The 18,827-nt window shown below is 62.1% G+C and carries 21 protein-coding genes; 9 read left to right on the plus strand and 12 right to left on the minus strand.

Going from position 1 to position 18,827, the window contains the following annotated elements; genetic code table 11:
• From WG899_RS12450 to gspG, 8 genes are all read right to left on the minus strand, one after another.
• Positions 1-930 carry a type II secretion system protein N gene (locus WG899_RS12450; protein ID WP_339595976.1) on the minus strand — a complete coding sequence of 310 codons (930 nt, stop codon included), beginning with the start codon at positions 928-930 and terminating at the stop codon, positions 1-3.
• A complete protein-coding gene (locus tag WG899_RS12455; protein ID WP_339595977.1) occupies positions 927-1,436 on the minus strand; it encodes a type II secretion system protein M in 510 nt (169 codons plus the stop codon). Before WG899_RS12455 ends, WG899_RS12450 begins: the two co-directional genes overlap by 4 nt.
• Complete coding sequence (gspL, locus tag WG899_RS12460) at positions 1,433-2,707, minus strand: type II secretion system protein GspL (RefSeq protein WP_339595978.1); 1,275 nt, start codon at positions 2,705-2,707, stop codon at positions 1,433-1,435. The genes WG899_RS12455 and gspL overlap by 4 nt, the downstream gene beginning before the upstream one ends.
• A 108-nt stretch (positions 2,708-2,815) precedes the next feature.
• Positions 2,816-3,835, minus strand: a complete 1,020-nt coding sequence (gene gspK / locus WG899_RS12465; RefSeq protein ID WP_339595979.1) for a type II secretion system minor pseudopilin GspK — start codon at positions 3,833-3,835, stop codon at positions 2,816-2,818.
• Positions 3,832-4,488 (minus strand): PulJ/GspJ family protein, encoded by a 657-nt coding sequence (locus tag WG899_RS12470; RefSeq protein WP_339595980.1) that lies wholly within the window; start codon positions 4,486-4,488, stop codon positions 3,832-3,834. Before WG899_RS12470 ends, gspK begins: the two co-directional genes overlap by 4 nt.
• Position 4,489: 1 nt before the next feature.
• Positions 4,490-4,894 (minus strand): type II secretion system minor pseudopilin GspI, encoded by a 405-nt coding sequence (gene gspI, locus WG899_RS12475; protein ID WP_339596080.1) that lies wholly within the window; start codon positions 4,892-4,894, stop codon positions 4,490-4,492.
• A gap of 20 nt (positions 4,895-4,914) precedes the next feature.
• Complete coding sequence (locus WG899_RS12480) at positions 4,915-5,412, minus strand: pilus assembly FimT family protein (RefSeq protein ID WP_339595981.1); 498 nt, start codon at positions 5,410-5,412, stop codon at positions 4,915-4,917.
• Positions 5,384-5,851, minus strand: coding sequence for a type II secretion system major pseudopilin GspG (gene gspG, locus WG899_RS12485; RefSeq protein ID WP_339595982.1), 468 nt, complete (start codon positions 5,849-5,851; stop codon positions 5,384-5,386). The genes WG899_RS12480 and gspG overlap by 29 nt, the downstream gene beginning before the upstream one ends.
• 71 nt (positions 5,852-5,922) lie before the next feature.
• Between gspG and WG899_RS12490 the strand changes: the two genes are divergently transcribed.
• On the plus strand, positions 5,923-6,504 hold the full coding sequence (locus tag WG899_RS12490; protein WP_339595983.1) for a hypothetical protein: 582 nt from the start codon (positions 5,923-5,925) through the stop codon (positions 6,502-6,504).
• 10 nt (positions 6,505-6,514) lie between these two features.
• Here the strand turns inward: WG899_RS12490 and WG899_RS12495 are convergent, their stop codons facing one another.
• A complete protein-coding gene (locus WG899_RS12495; protein WP_339595984.1) occupies positions 6,515-7,633 on the minus strand; it encodes a nicotinate-nucleotide--dimethylbenzimidazole phosphoribosyltransferase in 1,119 nt (372 codons plus the stop codon).
• Positions 7,634-7,778: 145 nt separating this feature from the next.
• Positions 7,779-9,383, minus strand: coding sequence for a threonine ammonia-lyase, biosynthetic (gene ilvA / locus WG899_RS12500; protein WP_339595985.1), 1,605 nt, complete (start codon positions 9,381-9,383; stop codon positions 7,779-7,781).
• Between the two features lie 324 nt (positions 9,384-9,707).
• Here ilvA and WG899_RS12505 point away from each other — a divergent pair, with 324 nt between their 5' ends.
• Positions 9,708-10,130 (plus strand): OsmC family protein, encoded by a 423-nt coding sequence (locus tag WG899_RS12505; RefSeq protein ID WP_339595986.1) that lies wholly within the window; start codon positions 9,708-9,710, stop codon positions 10,128-10,130.
• Between the two features lie 36 nt (positions 10,131-10,166).
• Here WG899_RS12505 and coq7 read toward each other — a convergent pair whose 3' ends face one another.
• Positions 10,167-10,814: a 2-polyprenyl-3-methyl-6-methoxy-1,4-benzoquinone monooxygenase gene (coq7, locus tag WG899_RS12510; protein WP_339595987.1), complete on the minus strand. Its 648-nt coding sequence runs from the start codon at positions 10,812-10,814 to the stop codon at positions 10,167-10,169.
• Positions 10,815-11,135: 321 nt separating this feature from the next.
• On the opposite strand from coq7, the gene WG899_RS12515 reads away from it, so the two are divergent.
• The 7 genes from WG899_RS12515 to WG899_RS12545 all read left to right on the plus strand — a co-directional run bounded on the left by WG899_RS12515 (position 11,136) and on the right by WG899_RS12545 (position 18,513).
• On the plus strand, positions 11,136-12,155 hold the full coding sequence (locus tag WG899_RS12515; protein WP_339595988.1) for a porin: 1,020 nt from the start codon (positions 11,136-11,138) through the stop codon (positions 12,153-12,155).
• Positions 12,156-12,353: 198 nt separating this feature from the next.
• Positions 12,354-13,433, plus strand: coding sequence for a porin (locus WG899_RS12520; RefSeq protein WP_339595989.1), 1,080 nt, complete (start codon positions 12,354-12,356; stop codon positions 13,431-13,433).
• Between the two features lie 144 nt (positions 13,434-13,577).
• Complete coding sequence (locus WG899_RS12525) at positions 13,578-14,366, plus strand: DUF3047 domain-containing protein (protein ID WP_339595990.1); 789 nt, start codon at positions 13,578-13,580, stop codon at positions 14,364-14,366.
• A 189-nt stretch (positions 14,367-14,555) separates the two neighbouring features.
• Positions 14,556-15,533, plus strand: a complete 978-nt coding sequence (locus tag WG899_RS12530) for an ABC transporter permease (RefSeq protein ID WP_339595991.1) — start codon at positions 14,556-14,558, stop codon at positions 15,531-15,533.
• A 48-nt stretch (positions 15,534-15,581) separates the two neighbouring features.
• Positions 15,582-16,520 (plus strand): ABC transporter permease, encoded by a 939-nt coding sequence (locus tag WG899_RS12535; RefSeq protein ID WP_444718839.1) that lies wholly within the window; start codon positions 15,582-15,584, stop codon positions 16,518-16,520.
• A 17-nt stretch (positions 16,521-16,537) separates the two neighbouring features.
• On the plus strand, positions 16,538-17,521 hold the full coding sequence (locus WG899_RS12540) for an ABC transporter ATP-binding protein (protein WP_339595992.1): 984 nt from the start codon (positions 16,538-16,540) through the stop codon (positions 17,519-17,521).
• The gene (locus WG899_RS12545; protein ID WP_339595993.1) at positions 17,518-18,513 is read left to right on the plus strand and encodes an ABC transporter ATP-binding protein; all 996 of its coding nucleotides are present in this window, start codon (positions 17,518-17,520) and stop codon (positions 18,511-18,513) included. Before WG899_RS12540 ends, WG899_RS12545 begins: the two co-directional genes overlap by 4 nt.
• A gap of 57 nt (positions 18,514-18,570) precedes the next feature.
• On the opposite strand, the gene lptM is transcribed toward WG899_RS12545, so the two are convergent.
• Positions 18,571-18,825: an LPS translocon maturation chaperone LptM gene (gene lptM / locus WG899_RS22365; protein ID WP_444718840.1), complete on the minus strand. Its 255-nt coding sequence runs from the start codon at positions 18,823-18,825 to the stop codon at positions 18,571-18,573.
• Positions 18,826-18,827: the final 2 nt, after the last annotated feature.

The following is an 18,827-nucleotide window of genomic DNA, read 5'->3' on the forward strand; positions in this document are numbered from 1 at the left end:
TCATCCAATCGAAATGACAGAGCGCGCGCCTTGGCGCCGCCCGATGATATTCAGAAGATTGCCCAGGGCCGCCTCGCGGCCCGGTGCGGCGCTGGCTTCACCGAGGAAGCGGGCCTTGCCTGACCCTATCGTGCCTTGGCCGGTCAGCAGCAGTGCGCCGTCCAGCGTGATCAGGTTCATGGTGCTGACGCCCGCCTTGCTTGGATCATTGGATTCCGGGGCCAGGCTGAAACGATAGCTGCCCAAGGGCGCCAAGGTGCTGATGCGTGAGGACAGATTGAGCAGGTCCAGGTCTAACTGGCCAAATTGACGCCAGCGGCCTTGCACCCACTCCAGCCTGAAGTCACGGCTGGCCAAGCGCAAGGAGCCTCCCAGCTGCAGCGTGTTCCAGGGTGTGCCCAGGCCTGCCAGCCAGGCAGCGGGGTAACGCGCCAACCAGTCGGCGTGGCTGGACAGGCTCAGTTCTACGCGCCCCCAGCCCGGCTGGATCAGCATCTGCAATTCGCCATTGATGCAGCAGTCCTGCGAGGCGCGCAATTGCATGCCCAGGCCTTTCAAGCCCATGGTCCAGCGCAGACGGCCCGGCAATTGGCTGGCGTCGCGGCTGTCGGTGCCGCCGGTCAAGACCAGCACGCCGCTACCATTCCAGATGCTGCCGCGCGTGTCGGTGATCAAGAGATGACCTTGGCTGGCGCTGGCCAGACCCTGGGCCAGCCAACTGGCCGGCGCAAACGCGATCAAAGAGCACAGACCACCCAGCACGGCGCCGGCCACGCTCCAGCGGAATGCGGCGTTACTGCGGCCGCGCCAGGCCGGCTCGACCTGGCGGGAGTCCTGCCACTGGGTACTGGCCATTTCGGTCAAGGGGGCTTGGTCCTCGCCGGGCTTGCCGCGCTGCAACCAGCGCTTGATGGAGAAGGCGGCGCTCATGGCGTGGCTCCACTCAGGCTCAGCACGATGCTGCCGCTATAGCCATTAGGGCCGCGCTGCAGCTTGGCCTCTAGCGGCTTGGCGCGAGCAGCGCTGCGCACCTCGCCCAGCCAGGCCTGCAAGGCTTCGGCGCCGATGCCGTTGAGGTTCAAGATGGCGCGGTCACCATTCAGACTCAGCTTGGCGCCCGGCCCCAAGTGCTCGCTGGCCGCTTGCAAGGCCTGCACGGCCAGGGCCGCGGGCACCGCCGGGGTGGCGCGCAGTTCGCGTACTTCAAGCGCCAGCGCTTGCATGTCTTGTAGCTGTGCTTCCAGCGTCTGCAGCTGCCCTGGGGCTTGCCGCAGCACGCGCAGGCCGGGCTGCACGGCCAGCAGCCAGATCAGCAGGGCGCCCAGCACCCAAGCGACCAATTGCAATGACAGGCGTTCTCGCTCACCCAGGCCGGCCCATTGCGTTTGCGCCTGGGTTTTGAGGGCCTGCCAATTGGCGATCTTGGCTTGGCTCATGATGTCTTGCCCTTGCTGTCGGGCGACGAAACCCGGGGCGCGCGGCTCACCGTCAGGCGACCCTCGCTGGTTTCAAGCTGCCAGCCTTCGCTGCGCAGCTGGGTGCGGAATTGTTGAATCTGGGCCTCGCTCCAGCCTGCCGACGGCAGCTGCAGACGGCCGGGCTCAAAGGCGAGCGAGTCCACGGGCCCACGCTCGGTCGGCCAAGCGATGGCCGCCGCGGCCAGCAGTGACTCCAGATCTTGCTCACTGGCGCGCCCGGCGCTGGCGCGCAGCAGGTCGGTTTCCCTTTGCATCTGTATCGGCGCATCACGAATGACGCGCAACTGGGGGAAGGCTTGCGTCAGCGTGCTGTCCAGCGCCAAGCGGCGCGCCTTGACCTGCTGGCTTTGCTGCCAGGCCAACAGGTTCAGGCCCAGCAGGTGAACGGCAACCAGCCCCGCCAGTCCCCAGCGCACCGGCCGCCAATTGCGGCGCATCAGTTCCCGCAGCAGGTTGCGCAAGGCGCGCAGACCGCGGGTCCGCGGAGCCAGTTCAAACTGGCGCAGATTCCAGGGGCTGTCGATGACAGCGAGTGCGCGTTGATTCGGCGTCAGCACCTGCACCGCGGTGCCCAGCCAACGCTCGGCCTGGGCGGCCACGGCTGGGGCGGCGCTCCACTGCGTCATCTGCACCAGCGAGGCCGGAAAGAGTTGCCGCGTCAGGCTGCCGTCGATGGGCAGGCTGGTCACGCCTTCGGGGTGGCTCCAGCGCAAGCCAATCGGGCTGCTTTCGCTGCCGGTCTCGTAAAAATGTCCGCGCGGCGGGGCGTCGGGCCAGCTGAGTGGGGCGATGCGGTCGACAAAAACCTGTGCTGCTTCCAACTCGGCCAGCTGCTGTTGCAGCCAAGCGCGCGAGGTGATGGCGACCCAGGCGGTGTCGCCGCCAACCGCTTCCGGCTCGATGGCGAAGTGCAGGCCGTCCGGATCTTCCAGCAGCGATTCCTCCAGCATGCCAGCCAGGGCAGAGCGCATCTGCCGGCCGGCGCGCGGCAGCGTGACGCGCTGCCAGGCCAGGTCCGACTCGGCCGGGATGGCGATCACTTGTTCAGCATGAGGCAGCTTGGCCGCGCTGCGGCAGCCTTGCGAGCTGATGCCGGTGCCGTCGCTGCTGAGCAGATAGTTGTACTCGCGTGCGGACGCACCGCTACCCAGCCCTTCAAGTGACTGGGTGGCACGGCCTTGGGCCTGCAGGCGGCTGCGTGCAGGCAGGAAGAGGAGCAGAGTACTCATAACGGCGATCGTTGCTGGCGCATTCTAGGAGGCGGCAAAAACCCAAAGGTCTGAAATCAATAACTTAGAACACTTATTTGTAGCGTTTTCATAGCAGAGCGCCGCGGCTCAGGGCTTGCCTTCCAACTGTTGGCTGACACGGCGTCGGTCCAGCACCACCATGTCGCGGCTGCGTCTTTGAATCAGCGAGCGTTCTTCCAGGACCCGCTCTTCAAGCCGCAAGCGGCCCTTGACGATGAAAAAAGAGGAGGTCGTCGCCGCGCGGTCCGGGCTCACCACCACATTGGGCGGAAAGTAGGCCGCGCTGTCTTGCACGGTTTTGAGCGGCGTGGATTGGCGCGCTTGCACCAAGCGTTCGGCCGAGGCGAGATCCATCTGGTCGAACAGGGCCGCGATGACATCGCGCGGCGCCGTGTTCAGGTTCACTGGCGTCGGCGAGGGCAAGAGGATCAGCAGGGGCCGCAGTCGCTCCACCGTATCGGCACTCAAACCCAGCCAAGTCAATTGATCGAGGGTTTTGGGCTGCAAGGGGGCGTCGCCTTTGTCTCCCCTGTCGACCACATCAGCCACGGCGGGGGCACTGGCACCGCCCGATGCGGGGCTAGAAGGCACTTCAAAGGCGGCACGCAACTGCTTGATGATCAGATCGGCCGTGCCGGGCGGCGCAGCAGCGCTGGTGCACAGCCGCTCCAGTACGCGCTTTTCCAGCGCCGGTAGCGGTCCGGCGTTCAGCAGATTGCGCAGGTTGTAGCGTGACTGGGCGTCCTCGATGCTGCCGGACAGAAAGGCTTCCGGGCCGTCTTCGGCATTGCTCTTTTCGGCCGCCAAAAAGGTCGACAGCCGCGCCTCGGCCAGCGGCACGGCCCAGACCTCGCCCAGATGGTCCATCGGCGGATCGCCGCGGGCGGCGACGCGCAGGTTTTCGATCGCGTCTTCGCGCAAGATCAAACGCGCCCAGTCGAGCGAGCCTTGCAAAATCCAAGCGGCCTGGGCGCGTGCGCGCTCGGCCGCCTCGATCTGCACTGCCCGGTACTGGCGCCAGACCATGGCTGAGGCCAGGCTGGCCACCAGGGTGACGATGATCATGGCCGTCAGCAGCGCAGCGCCGGCTTGAGCTTGGCGCTTCATGGCGTTGTGACCAATTCAATCTGTCGAGTCAGCGCGCCGTTGAAGCCGCTGCTGGGCGCAAACTGCATCACCATGCGCACGCCGCTGGGCAAGGCCTGGCGCTGGGTGTTGCCGGGGGGCAGGGGCACGCCACTGGCTGCGGAAGCGGGCGGCGCCGCGCTCTGCACATTGCCGGTGGACAGGCAATTGCTCCAGCTGTTGCCGCGGTAGCAATACAACTGCCAGCCGCTGATGCCCTCGAGCGCCCGGAGTTGACCGCTGTCTTGCGGCAGCAGTTGCGAGGCACGCTGCACGCTGTCGTCCAGCGCCGCCGCCGTTTGGGCCGGTTTGCTTTCCCAGCGATACAGGGTGCCGCTGCGAACGCTCCAGCTCACCACCTGTAGGCCTTGGGCATGCTGGCGGATCAGGCGCAGGCTGGCGCCGTCAAAAGCCAGCGCATCGGCGCGCCCAGGGTCTTGAACCGAGCGCAGGTCTTGCTCCCACTGCGCGATCACGGTTTGCAGGCGCGCGCTTTGGTCGATATGGGTCTGTGCCAACTCGCGGCTTTTCATCAGCGCATCCAGGCCGCGCCAAGCCATGATGGCCATGGTCGCCATCACGACCAGGGCCACCAATACCTCGATCAAGGTGAATCCGCTTTGCCGGCGCCGCATCTCAAAACCGCCCCATGATGGTGGAGAGCAGCAGTTGCTGCTGGCCGGCCTCGTTCAGCACTACGGCATCGACCCGGCGAAAGTTCGGGTTAGGTGTCGGGCGCACGGTGACGCGGCCGGCGTAGCTGCGGCCAAACTGCTCGCAGCTGAAGTCGGAATCGCCCACGCCCGGGAATTGCTTGGACAGGCGCAGCTCGGTCAATTGGTTTTCGGCGCACCATTGAGCCGCACTGATGCTGCGCAGTCGATCGGCGTTGTCGGTCAGTGCGCCGGCGGCCTTGATGCCGGCGCCCAGGGCGATGGCCACGATGACCAGTGCCACCAGCACCTCGATCAAGGTGAAACCTCTTGGGCCCGAGGGGCGCGAGGAGCGCGAAGAGCGCGAAGAATGGGAGACGCGCGCGATGCGCCGACGCGAGCCGGGCCTCAAGGCGCAGGCACCGGCAAGACTTCAAACGCTGACAGACCGTCGGTGCTCAGCAGCAGATGCTGCTGACCCAGGCTCAGCTGGACTTTTTGTGCGCCAATCATCGGCTCCGGCCCCAGCGTGACCTGGCGAGCCCCTGCGATCTGCACCGCCACGCCGTCGCCGAGCCAACGCTGTGGCAGTTGGATGCGCGCCGGCAGACCGCTGAAACGGAATTGATCCTTGCTGTCGTCTTGGACCGGCCGCCAGGTGACGGTCAAGCCGGCGGCGCGGCTCTCGGCACGTGCCGTTTCAAACAGCGCCGCCAGGCGCTCGGCCTCGCGCTCCAGTTGCACCGCGGCCGGGTCGCGCAGCGACAGGCTGACCGTTGCCGTAGCAATGGCGATCAGCGCCACCACCACCAGCAATTCGATCAAGGTGAAACCAAGAGTGGGGCGCCGGGGCACTGGCGTGCGGGCGCCGGAGGGCTTACTGCCAGGAGCCAATGTCGGCGTCATTGCCTTCGCCCCCGGCGCGGCCGTCGGCGCCGAAGCTGTAGACGTCGATCTCACCCTTGATGCCGGGGTTGGCGTACTGGTAGGGGTTCTTCCAGGGGTCCATCGGCAGCTTCTCGATATAGGGCTTCCAGTTCGCCGGCGGCGTGCCGGCTGTGGGCTTGCGCACCAGCGCATCCAGACCCTGTTCTTGGCTGGGGTAGCGCTGGTTGTCGAGTTTGTAGAGCTTCAGGGCCTGCATCAGGTTGTTGACATCGGTGCGCGCGGCGGTGACGCGGGCTTCGTCGGCGCGGTCCAGCACATTGGGCACCACCAGGGCCGCCAGCACGCCAATGATGACCAGCACCACCAGCAATTCAATCAGGGTGAAACCGCGTGCCAAGCCGCGGCGGAGGCCGCCGGACGCCGATGGGGACGAAATGAGCTGAGCTTTTGTGGGCATAAATCGTTGCGGCCTTGTTGCAATAACTCCGCAGCTCTAGGGTAGCGCGGCGCTTGAATCATAATCTGCCGATGCTTGCACGATTGATTGCTTTTTTGCTGTGGGGCTTGCTGGCCTATAGCGGTGGCTATTGGCTGATTCAGCTGTTGGCGAAGCCCTTGGCCACACCGGCTCAAGCGCTGCCCGCGATCGAGCGGCAAGGCCAGCAGGCCGACCTGACGCGCTTGTTCGGCGCGGCGCCTTTGGTGGCGGCTGCAGAAGTGGCGCCTTCGGAAAGTCGCTTCAAGCTGCTCGGCGTGGTGGCACCAAAAAGCCTGAAGGCCGCCCAGTCTGGTGAGGGTGTGGCCTTGATTGCGGTCGACGGTGTGGCCCGTACCGTGCGAGTGGGCGCCTTGGTGGATGGCAATCTTCGCTTGTTGAGCGTTGATGCCCGTTCGGCCAGTTTGGGTGAGGCGGGCGTGAGCAGCATCACGCTGCAAATGTCGGCACCAGCACCGGCAGCTACCGGCGCGCTGCAACCGGCGCAAGCTTCGCCGGTGGTGCTCGGCGGTGCCGTGCAGCCGCCCACAGCGGTCGCGGCGCAAGATCCACCCTACGGCAATGTGCCCGCCGCCTTGCCACTGAGCGACCCCTCGGGGCCTCCGGCGCGCTGATCCTCTTTGTTTAGAGCGCGCGGGCCGGCAGCGTCGGGCCTGCTGGGGCGGGCGTTGTTGCCGTGGGTGATGGCGGCAGCGAATCTAGGCCTTGGCTCAAGGTGATCTGGCGCGGGTCGCTCACCTCATGCAGATCGGTCAGCAGCGCGGCTGCGCTGCGAATCATGGGCCAAGCTAAAGCAGCACCGGTGCCGTCGGCGCTGTCCATGCCCAACTCCAACAAAGCCGAGGCGTGGAAGAGGGCCAATGCTTCGTCCAAACCGCGGTGCACATGGCTGCGGCAAAAAACGGCGTAGTCGGTCACAGGCGAAGCGATTCTGGCTGCGACCTTCAGCGCCGCACAGGCGCTGATGCCGTCGACGATGATCAGATGGCGTTTCGAGGCGGACACCAGCATGGCGCCCACCATCACCGCAATTTCAAAACCACCGAAAGCCGCCAGCACCTCCATCGGGTCGTTGACTTCGCGGTGACGCGACTGAGCGCCCTGCAAGACTGCCAACAAATGGGCCAAGTCGTCTTGGCGCATATCGGGGCCGGAGACGACGAAATCACGTACCGGCGCGTTCGTCAGCCGCGAGAGTACCAAGGCGGCGCTCTCGTCCGAACCTTGACCCATGCCGGCGCAGGCCAGCACATTGCCGGCCAATTTATCCGCGATTTCCATGCCCACACGGACGCCGGCATGGGCTTGCTCGAGGCTCATGGCGGGGCCGACGCGGGCGTTGCGTGTGCCATGGGCAATCTTGCGCGACAGCAATTTGGCGTGCGGAGTCAGGGTCTCGGCGATACCGCAATCGACCACCGCCAATTGAAGCCCCTGAATGCGCGCAAACACCGACACCGGGAGACGGTTTTGCAGCGCCAACATCGCTTGTTCACGGGTGCTGCGACCCCATTGGTTGCCGATACTGTCCACCACCAGACCATGGTCGGCGGCGAACAGGGCCAGTACCGGGTCGCGAAAACGCGGAGTCAAGGTGTTCTGAACCAGCCCCAGGCGCACGGCCAAGGGCTCAAGCTCACCCAGTCCGCCCGCATGGGCCGCTTGGCGGTCGACCCGGTCACGCAAGGCCTTTTCCAGCTCGGGATTGGCCGTCGGCGAAATCAGGGACTGTTGCAGCGACATGGTGGAAGAAGCGGGCGCAGATCGGAGGTCAGGGGTGAACGGGCGGGCGCAAGCAATGCAAAAGCCAGCATTTTGAATTCAATGCGTGACACTGCCCATCCGCAAATGCCCTTTTGTCGGTGCGGCCGGGGCGGCGCCCTCGGGCTCAGCGCAGGAAGAGCTGGTAGACCGGATTGTTGGACTCGTCTTCGAATGGATAGTTGAGCGAGGCCAAAAACTTGCGCAGGGCGGCATTGTCGCTGGGCGGCACTTGAATGCCCACCAAGATGCGGCCGTAGTCGGCGCCTTGGTTGCGGTAGTGGAACAGGCTGATGTTCCAGTCCGGGTGCATGGACGAGAGGAATTTCATCAATGCACCGGGGCGCTCGGGAAAGATGAATCGGTAAAGCCGCTCATCGCGGGCCAATTCGGAGCGGCCGCCGACCATATGGCGGATGTGCTGCTTGGCCAACTCGTTATCGGTCAAATCCAATGTCTCGAAGCCCTGCTTGGCAAAGGCCTTGGCCAGCTTCAGTGACTCCTCGCGCTTTTGCGTGGCGATGCCGACGAAAACATGCGCCTTGTTGGCATCCGAGATGCGGTAATTGAACTCGGTCACGCTGCGGGGGCCGAGCAATTCGCAAAAGCGCTTGAAGCTGCCGCGCTCTTCGGGGATGGTGATGGCAAACAAGGCTTCGCGGTGCTCGCCCACTTCGGCGCGCTCGGCCACAAAGCGCAGCCGGTCGAAGTTCATATTGGCGCCACAGGTGATGGCGATGAAGGTTTGGCCCTTGCAGCCATGTTCGGCCACGTATTGCTTGATGGCGGCGACGCCCAGGGCGCCGGCAGGCTCCAGAATGCTGCGAGTGTCTTCGAAGACATCTTTGATGGCGGCGCAGACAGCGTCGGTGTCGACCAGCACAAAGTCATCGACCAACTCGCGCGTGATGCGGAAGGTCTCCTCTCCCACCAGTTTGACCGCCGTGCCGTCGGAGAACAGACCCACATCGTTCAATTGCACCCGTTTGCCGGCGCGCACCGAGCGCACCATGGCGTCGGAGTCGCGTGTTTGCACGCCGATCACCTTGATCTCGGGGCGTACCGACTTGATGTAGGCAGCCACGCCAGAAATCAAACCGCCGCCACCGATGGCGCAAAAGATCGCGTCAATCGGCCCCTGATGTTGGCGCAGCACCTCCATCGCGATGGTGCCCTGGCCGGCAATCACGTCCGGGTCGTCAAACGGGTGAACAAAGGTCAGCCCCTGTTCTTTTTCCAGGGCCAATGCATGGCCGTAGGCATCGGTATAGCTGTCGCCGTGCAGCACGACTTCGCCGCCAAGGCTGTGGACGGCGTCAATTTTGAGTTTCGGTGTGGTGGCCGGCATCACGATGACGGCGCGGCAGCCCAGCTTCTTGGCGGACAGGGCCACGCCCTGGGCATGATTGCCGGCCGAGGCGCAGATGACGCCGCGCGCCAACTGCTCGGCGCTCAGGTGGGCCATCTTGTTATAGGCGCCGCGTAGTTTGAAGCTGAAGACCGGTTGCTCGTCTTCCCGTTTGAGCCAAATTTTGTTGCCCAGGCGTTTGGAAAGGTTTTTGGCCGGGGTCAGCGATGTTTCTCGCGCCGCCTCATACACGCGCGCGTTGAGAATCTTCTGCAAATAGCTGTTGTCGCTGGGAATCAGGGCGGGCAGGGCTGGCGGAACTGGCAAAGCGCTGCTGCGCTTGTTGTCGACCTTGTTCTTTGTTGCTCGAGCGGGGCCAGCCATGAAATCTCCAATGCCAATCAAGTGCAGCAATCTATTGCAGTGCAACATGATAAGCGAGGGGCTCGGCGGGCCTGTTTGCGCCTATTTGGAGTCAATAGGCAAAAAAAAGCCCAAGCTTTTGCAAGCTTGGGCTGAATCCACCATGGAGGCGGTGGAGGAGACAAACGGTGCGATTCAAGAAGGCCGTGTTCGGCAATATCTCTGAATAGATTCGCTTAGGTAGAATTTTAGACGCAAGTTATGCTGCACTGCAATAAATTTGCGGTGATTTCTGCGACACCCCCCAAGGGAGGGGCGCCGCGAAACTTTCTGGAGTCGGACCGTATGGAATGCACGATCAATTGGATGGGCAACACCGGCATGGCTTTTGTGGCCGAAACCGGCAGCGGCCATCTGCTGAGCATGGACGGTGCGCCCGAGGGCGGTGGCCACAACCTGGCGCCGCGCCCGATGGAAACTGTGCTGGCCGGTACTGGCGGTTGCACCGCTTATGACGTGGTGCTGATCTTGAAGCGTGGCCGCCATGATGTGCGCGGCTGTCAGGTCAAACTGACTGCCGAGCGGGCTGATGCCGAGCCCAAGGTGTTTACCGCCATCCATATGCACTTTGTCGTCACCGGCCGCGGCTTGAAGCAAGAGGTGGTGGAGCGGGCGGTGGCGCTTTCGCACGAGAAGTATTGCTCGGCCAGCATCATGTTGGGCAAGACTGCGGCGATCACCACCTCGGTGGAGTTGGTTGAGGGTTGATCAGGTGAGCCGCGCCACGGCGACCTCCAATTGGCGCTAAATATAGTGAGCGGTGTGCGTCATTAGCTTGGCGCTGAGGCGCATCAGTCCCTTGACCGGTGCCGGCAGTAGCTTGGCGCCGGCGGCCAGCGCCTCTTCTGCGTGGCTCGCCTCTTCAATTTTCATTTGAGTGATGATGGCGCGTGAGGCGTGATCGGCGGCGGGTAGCCGATCCAGGTGGCTGGCCAGATGTTGCTCCACCTGCCGTTCTGTCTCGACGACAAAACCCAGGCTGTTTTGGTCGCCGGCCAAGGCTGCCAGGCTGCCAATCGCAAATGCGCCGCCATACCAAAGTGGCGTCAGATGGCTGATATGGCCGCCCAACTCCTCAATTCGGCGGTGAGTCCAGGCCAGATGGTCGACTTCTTCCTTGGCGGCGCGCTTGAAATGCTCACGCAAGCCGGGGTTGTGGGTCAGCAGAGCCTGAGATTGGTAAAGCGCTTGCGCGCAAACCTCGCCCACATGATTGACGCGCATCAGCGCCGCAGACAACTGTTTTTGCTCGGCACTCAAGTTGGTCGGTGAGGCGGATTGCGCCGCCGGACTTGGCCTGGCCGACTGCGGGACGCCGAACACGGTGCGCAGGCCGTGGTCAACGCTGGTGAGGAGCTGATCCAAGGGGGATAGGCTGGCGTGGGCGGGCATATTGGGCGTGGACGGAAGTTGCGCGGCGGGCCGTAGTGTAGAGATGAGAGCGGAAGAGGGTGGAACTCACGAAGATTCGGCATTCCAAGTTAGGTCCCCAGCTTTTGTCGCTCTTGCGCGGGGACTTTGGCTTTATGAACTTTTTGTGATGAGTGATTTTCGTTGTGTGTCAACAACGCAAACCCTGATTTAGTTGGGCTTGTCTCGCAAAAGCCTCATTCGTCTGGTGCAATACGGCAACTTCCATTGAGGGGGTGGGCCCGATGGGTTCCTTTGCGGAACCCTGCGATTGGGACCTCGTTGAATTTTTAGGAGTATCGAATGAAGAAATCTATTGTTGCACTGGCCGTTCTCGGCTCGTTTGCTGGCGTTGCTGCTGCTCAATCGTCGGTGACCCTGTTCGGCGTGGTCGATGCAGCGGCTCGTTACACCGAAGCCAATGGCAAGCATGTCTACAGCTTGGCTTCTGGCGGTAGCAGCACCAGCCGTTTCGGCGTGCGTGGCGTTGAAGATCTGGGTGGCGGCCTGAAGGCTGGCTTCTGGCTGGAAAGCGAAGTCAACACTGACAACGGCGGCGGCGGTTCTTCGACCGGTTTCTGGGCTCGTCGCTCGACCGTGAGCTTGATCTCCGACAGCATGGGCGAAGTTCGCCTGGGCCGTTTCAAGACCGTCACCAAGTTGGCCATCGAAGACTTCGACCCGGTGAGCGCCACTGGTCTGGGTTCGGCTTTCAATCTGCACCACAAGCTGGGCACCACGGTTGACATGAGCCGTAGCGACAACCAAGTTTCCTACACATTGCCGGCCAATCTGGGCGGCGTGTACGGTGGCGTGGACATCGCTGCTGGTGAGGGCACCAACGCCTTCAACAAGAGCATTGGTGGCCGCGTGGGCTACAAGGCTGGCGCTTTCAACGTTGCCGCTGCTTACACCGAGTTCGGCGCGACCGATAAGTTCAAGCTGACCGTGTTGGGTGGTTCTTATGACTTCGGCATCGCCAAGGTCATGGGTACATACTCGCAGACCAAGTTCACCGCACACAGCCAAGACATCTACAACCTGTCTGTGTCTGCTCCGGTGTTCGGTTCGGGCGTGGTGTGGGTGTCGGGCACTTACGCCGAGTACGACAAGGGCGGCGCCGCCAAGGCTCTGACCGGTAAGGCCGGTCAGGCAGCCGCAGGTTATATCCACAACCTGTCCAAGCGTACAGCTCTGTACACCACCGTTTCGTACATCGAAAACGGCGGCAATGCCAGCTTCTCGCTGAACGGCAACAACCCTGCTGTGGCCGTCAGCGGCAAGTCGGGCGGTGTCGACTTCGGCGTGCGTCACAGCTTCTAAGCCAAACGATGTTTTGCAGGGCCTCGGCCCCGCGGAGAGTCAAAAAGCCACCTTCGGGTGGCTTTTTTTTGATCTGCCGCAGCAAGCTCGCAAATGACAGGGTTTCTGCTTGTTGGGAGTTGACAACAAGGAGTTCTTTTCTGTTCTTGAATACTTGAGAATCAATTCAAAGATATTCCACAACAGCAGGAGACTTTCATGAAAAAAACCGCTTTGGCTCTTGGCCTTTTGGCGCTTGCAAGTTCGACGGCTTGGGCTCAGTCCAGCGTGACGCTTTATGGCATCGTGGATGTGGGTGTCCGCTACACCACGAATTCGGGTACGACCGCTGGGACTAAGGGCTCATCGCTGTCGCAAGTGATTCCTGGCGGCATGTCGAACAGCCGTTTGGGTGTCAATGTCACGGAAGACATGGGCGGTGGTTTGAAAGCGATTGCCAATCTTGAGCATCGCTTGAATTCGGATACCGGTGCTCAAACCGCCGGCGAGTTCTGGCGTCAGTCCTGGGTGGGCTTGGAGTCCAAGGACTATGGTCGTTTGACCTTGGGTCGCCAGTACAACGTCTTGTTCGACGTTTACACCAGCACCTATTCGTCTTTCAAGTACTCGCCCTATATCGAGATTTTCCGTCCAGAGACGGTCATGGCCATGGGCGGTCGTCAGAGCAATATGGTCAAGTATCTGGTTGAGGCGGGAGGCTTCCGTGCCGAGGCTCAGGTGAGTGCTGGTGAGGGCGCTACGCCCGACAAGTCCATGGGTGCGATGGCTCGTTACGTTATGAATGAGTTTGCCCTGGGTGCTGGTTTCTTGGAGGCCAAAGACACTGCCGGCCGCAAGGTGCAAGGCATGACGGTCGGGGGTGCTTACACCTCGGGCCCGATGTACTTGAACCTGTCGTGGGCTCAAAACAAGTTTGACCTCGGCACCAACGTTCTGCAAGCTGCCTACACCAACAACTACACCGTCAGCCCGAATAGCGCATTGAATGCCGCGGGTCTCGATGTCAAGCAGCGCGATATGGTCACCATGGGTCTGACTTATCAACTCAGCCCGCAACTGAATCTGGGTCTGCAAGGTTGGTATGCTGAGCAGACACATCATGTGCTGGGTGGCAAGAGCAAGGCTGGCTTTGCTGCCGCGGTGGCTGATTACGCGCTGTCCAAGCGTACCGACGTTTATGCTGAGCTGGATTACACCAAGTTGGGTGGTGCCGTCAGCTTTAGCAATACCGCCAAGGATCGCGTGGGCGTCAGCAGCGGCATTCGTCACCGCTTCTGATGGGGTTAACGTGCTCAGCTATGCTGGGCACCGCTGTTCTAAGGCAAGGGCCGCTTCGAGCGGCCCTTTCTTTTTTCATAAATGGTCGTAGCGGGCTTGTCACATTGCTTGCGCCAGACCGATTCGCCACCCTGAGAGTTCCCTGTGTTTTTTTCTGGTTTTGTCAGTTCTTGCTCGCGCCTTTCTGCTGGCTGGGTGGCGCTGCTGAGTTTCCTGCTGATGGGTGGCCTGGTCGGTTGTGCCGTGACGGAGCCGGTGGTCGATGCAGAGGCCGCGGCCATGCCTCCCGCCTTGTCCGACTGGTCGCCGCGCGCCTTGCCTGGTAAGCGCATCACACAGTACAGCTTGGCCAGTCGGGCTGGGCAGGCCTGCGTATTGGCTCAGGCGACTCAGTCGGTGAGTCTTTGGAGGCGGTCGATGAATGTCGATTCGGCTCACATTGAGCGGCTTCAATTCGATTGGTGGATTCAAGCTTTGGAGCCTCGTGCGACGGTAACCGATCCCGATACCGACGATGCGCCCGCGCGCTTATTGCTGGGCTTTGCGGGTGATGAAAGCAAACTTTCGATGCGCAACCGTCTGCAATTCGAATTGGCCCAGGCTTTGACCGGTGAAATGCCACCCTATGCCACCCTGATGTATGTGTGGGATGCGAGCGCCGCACCGGAGACGGTGATCATCAGCGCGCGCAGCGACCGCATTCGCAAGATCGTTGTGGGCAGCGGCCTCGGCGGCAAGGGGATGTGGCAGCGCAAGCAGCGCGACGTGAGGGCCGACTACGAAAAAGCCTTTGGCGAGCCCCCTGGCAGGCTGGTGTCGATGGCCATGATGACCGATGGCGACAACACATCCAGTCGCACGTCAGCCTGCTACGGCAACATCTTGCTCTTGGATTCTGCGGGGCAGGCGCTGGTCGGGAGTTTGCAGCTCTGAGCCTGTTCAGGGGCGGGGATCTACGGACGGGCACTCAGGGCTAACCCGTTTGTGGCACGGGGCAGTCTTCGCCATCATGGCGCTGCTTCTTGGCTGGCTGACCCAATGCGTTGGCCGGAATTATCACTTTGACTTCGTGGCTGTCGACGCCTGGCGTCGCGCGTCAGATGGCTAACGATCGACTTACACATGCTTGTTTTCATTCTCAGACGCTTGGCCCAGGCTCTTGTCGTGATGCTGACGGTGGCCTTCATCGCCTTCATGTTGTTTCAGTACGTGGGTGATCCGGTGACCAACTTGCTGGGCCAGGACGCGACTGAAGAGCAGCGCGTGGCCTTGCGGCACGATTTGGGACTGGATGCGCCCTTCCCGGTCCAATTTGCGCGTTTCGTTGCCAATGCGGTGCAGGGTGAATTCGGCTTGAGCCTGAGGCAGGGTCGCAAGGTGTCGACGCTGATCATTGAGCGCTTGCCAGCGACACTGGAATTGTCGATGGTGGCCGGCGTGATCGCCTTGGGTGTCGGCATCCCTTTGGGTGTGTTCGCGGCGCTGCGGCGCGGCCGGGCCAGCTCACAAGTGCTGATGATGCTTTCCTTGCTGGGTGTGTCGCTGCCAACGTTTTTGATCGGGATTTTGCTGATCTTGGTTTTTGCGGTGTGGCTCAAATGGCTGCCCAGTTTCGGTCGGGGCGATGTCATCGCCTTGGGCTCCTGGACCACCGGGCTCTTATCGCTGGACGGGTTGCGTCACATCCTTTTGCCGGCCATTACCTTGTCGGTGTTTCAGCTGACGCTGATCATGCGACTGGTGCGCGCCGAGATGCTGGAGGTGCTGCGCACCGATTACATCAAGTTCGCGCGTGCGCGCGGCCTGAGCAATCGCGCCGTCTATTTTGGGCATGCCTTGAAAAACACCTTGGTGCCGGTCATCACGATCACCGGTTTGCAACTCGGTTCGCTGATCGCCTTCGCCATCATCACCGAGACGGTGTTTCAGTGGCCGGGCATGGGCTTGCTCTTCATTCAGGCGGTCCAGTTTGCAGACATTCCGGTGATGGCCGCCTATTTGTGCCTGATCTCATTTATCTTCGTGAGCATCAATCTGCTGGTGGACTTGCTCTATTTCACCGTTGACCCGCGCTTGCGCCTTGAAGGCAAGGCCCATTGAGCGTGCTGCGCTGCCGCGGCCCATGCTTTTCTCTTGAGACCTGTTCCGATGAGTTCAACTCCTAGTCCGGTGCCAGTGCAGGGTGCCATAGCGCGCTTTTTCGACGGCGATGTGTGGCACTCCTTTCGCTCGTCACCGGTTGCTGTCACGGCGGCGCTGATCGCTCTGATTTGTGTGTTTTGCGCGCTCTTTGCTGAGTGGGTGGCGCCGCACAATCCCTTTGATCTGGCGTCTTTGGAACTGATGGATTCGCGCCTGCCGCCGGCATGGATGGAAGGCGGTAGCAGCAAGTATTTGCTCGGAACCGACGACCAGGGCCGCGACATCTTGTCGGCCTTGATGTATGGCGCGCGAATTTCGTTGTTCGTCGGCCTGGCCTCGGTGCTCTTGTCGATGTTGATCGGAGTAGGCCTGGGACTACTGTCGGGCTTCCTGGGCGGCAAGGTCGACGCCTTCATCATGCGGGTTTGCGATGTGATGCTGTCCTTCCCATCTATCTTGGTGGCTCTGTTGATCGATGGCGTAGGACGGGCGATGTTTCCTAACGCCCACGATGCGCTGGCTTTTTTGGTGCTGATCTTGGCCATCTCCTTGACCGGTTGGGTACAGTACGCTCGCACGGTGCGTGGCTCCACCTTGGTTGAGCGCAACAAGGAATATGTGCAGGCGGCGCGCGTCATCGGCGTTAGGCCGGCACGCATCATGCGCAAGCATGTGCTGCCCAATGTGCTGGGGCCAGTGCTGGTGTTGGCCACCATTCAGGTGGCGGCCGCCATCATCACCGAGGCGACTTTGTCCTTTCTGGGGGTGGGTGTGCCGCCGACCAGTCCTTCCTTGGGCACGCTGATCCGGGTTGGCAATGACTTTCTGTTCTCGGGTGAATGGTGGATCACCATCTGGCCGGGCGTGATGCTGGTCTTGATTGCTTTGAGCGTGAACCTGCTCGGTGACTGGCTTCGCGACGCCTTGAACCCGCGCCTGCGCTGAGAATTGACGAGCCCTTTATGACGACTCCCTTGCTTCAGGTCCGCCATCTGCGGGTTGAATTTCCGACACGGCGCGGAACCTTGCTGGCGCTTGACGATATCAATCTGGACATCGCGCCGGGTGAGATTCTGGGTGTGGTGGGTGAATCCGGCGCCGGTAAGTCGCTGACCGGTGCCGCCATCATCGGCCTGCTTGATCCTCCGGGTCGGATTGCCTCGGGCGAGATCCTGCTGGAGGGGCAGAGAATCGACAATTTGCCCTACGAGCAGATGCGCAAGATCCGCGGCCGGCAGATCGGCGCTATCTTTCAAGATCCACTGACATCACTGAACCCCCTCTATACGGTGGGGCGGCAGCTGATCGAAACCATCACCACCCACCTGAACTTGACCGAAGCGCAGGCGCGCAAGCGCGCGATTGAGTTGTTGGAGCAAACCGGCATTCCCGCCGCCGAGGCCCGCATTGATCAATACCCGCATCAATTTTCCGGCGGCATGCGTCAACGGGTGGTGATTGCCTTGGCCTTGGCGGCCAGCCCCAAATTGATCGTTGCGGACGAACCGACCACGGCGCTTGACGTGTCAATTCAAGCGCAGATCATTGCTTTGCTCAAACGCATCTGCAAAGAGCAGGGGGCGGCGGTCATGCTGGTCACGCACGATATGGGCGTCATCGCCGAAACCTGCGATCGGGTGGCCGTACTCTACGCCGGGCGTGTGGCGGAGATTGGCCCGGTCCATGACCTCATTCACCGGCCCGCACACCCCTATACCCGTGGTTTGATGGGTTCGATTCCGGCCATGGATGAGGACCGCGAACGCCTGTTGCAGATCGATGGCGCGATGCCGCGCTTGAATGCCATTCCACAGGGCTGTGCTTTCAATCCGCGTTGTCCGCAGGTGTTCGAGCGCTGCCGCATTGAGCGGCCTGAGCTCAGGACAGTAGGCCCCACCCAAGCTGCGTGCTGGCTACATGGCGCCGAGAAGGAGGCCGCGCGATGAGCCGCCCGTTGGTGGAGGTGAAGGACCTGGCCAAAACCTTTGACGTCTCGCCGCCTTGGTTGAACCGGGTCATTGAGCGCAAGCCCAAGCAGTTTGTCCACGCGGTGGACGGTGTAGATTTCAGCATTGCTCGCGGGAAGACGCTGGCTTTGGTGGGTGAGTCCGGTTGCGGCAAGAGTACCGTCGCACGCCTGTTGGTGGGCTTGTACGAGCCCACGCGCGGGTCGGTCAGCTTTGACGGCGAAGATATCGCCAAAACCTTGGCCTCGAATGCCGCCTTGGCCTTGCGCCGGCGCATGCAGATGATCTTCCAAGATCCCTATGCGTCATTGAATCCGCGTTGGAAGGTGCAGGACATTGTGGCCGAGCCCCTGCGCGAGCATGGTTTGCTGGCGGGCTTAGAACAGCAGCGTGAGCGCGTTGGCGAGTTGTTGCGCTCCGTCGGTTTGTCGCCGGTGGATCGGGATAAATTCCCGCATCAGTTCTCCGGCGGCCAGCGGCAACGCATCTCGATTGCCCGTGCGCTGGCCACGCAACCCGAGTTTCTGGTGTGTGATGAGCCGACCTCGGCCCTCGATGTGTCGGTGCAGGCGCAGGTGCTCAACATCATGAAGGACCAACAGCGCGCCCAGGGCCTGACCTATTTGTTCATCTCACACAATCTGGCCGTGGTTCGGCATGTGTCCGATCAAGTCGGGGTGATGTATTTGGGGCGTTTGGTCGAGTTGGCCGATAAGGCGCAGTTGTTCGAACAGCCGCGCCATCCGTACACCCGCATGCTCTTGGACGCGATTCCCGACATCCATATGACGGGGCGGTCGCGCACGCCGGTGCAGGGCGAGGTCCCCAACCCACTCAACCCGCCTAGCGGTTGCAGCTTTCACCCGCGCTGCCCCAAGGCAACGGCACGCTGCAAGATTGAGCGTCCGCAGATGCTGCAGTTCCAAGGGGTCAGGGTGGCCTGCCACGCCGTAGAGGAAGGTCGTAACTAGCGCCTTCTTACGGAGCGGCGGCCCGAGCATCAAGCCCTTGTGGGCCTAGGCTAGCGCTCAGAGGGGCGCTGATGCGGCGGCTTTGGCTGGAACCTCGGGCTGCGGCGCAGGCTGGCTTGTCGCCGCAGTCGTGGCGCCGCGGGGCAGCGTCAGCGGGCCTTTTTGCCCGCAGGCGGTGGTCAGCATCAGCAAGCCCAAGCCCGCAACACAGACCAATCTACTGGACCGCTTTGCCCCTGCGGGGTGTGCGGTCGGGGTGCTGCGACCTACACTTGCCGGGCGGGTGAGGGTTTCGCTCGTTGTTTTCATCATTC

It is taken from the genome of Paucibacter hankyongi (genome assembly GCF_037482915.1).
Classification (GTDB): domain Bacteria; phylum Pseudomonadota; class Gammaproteobacteria; order Burkholderiales; family Burkholderiaceae_C; genus Paucibacter_A; species Paucibacter_A hankyongi.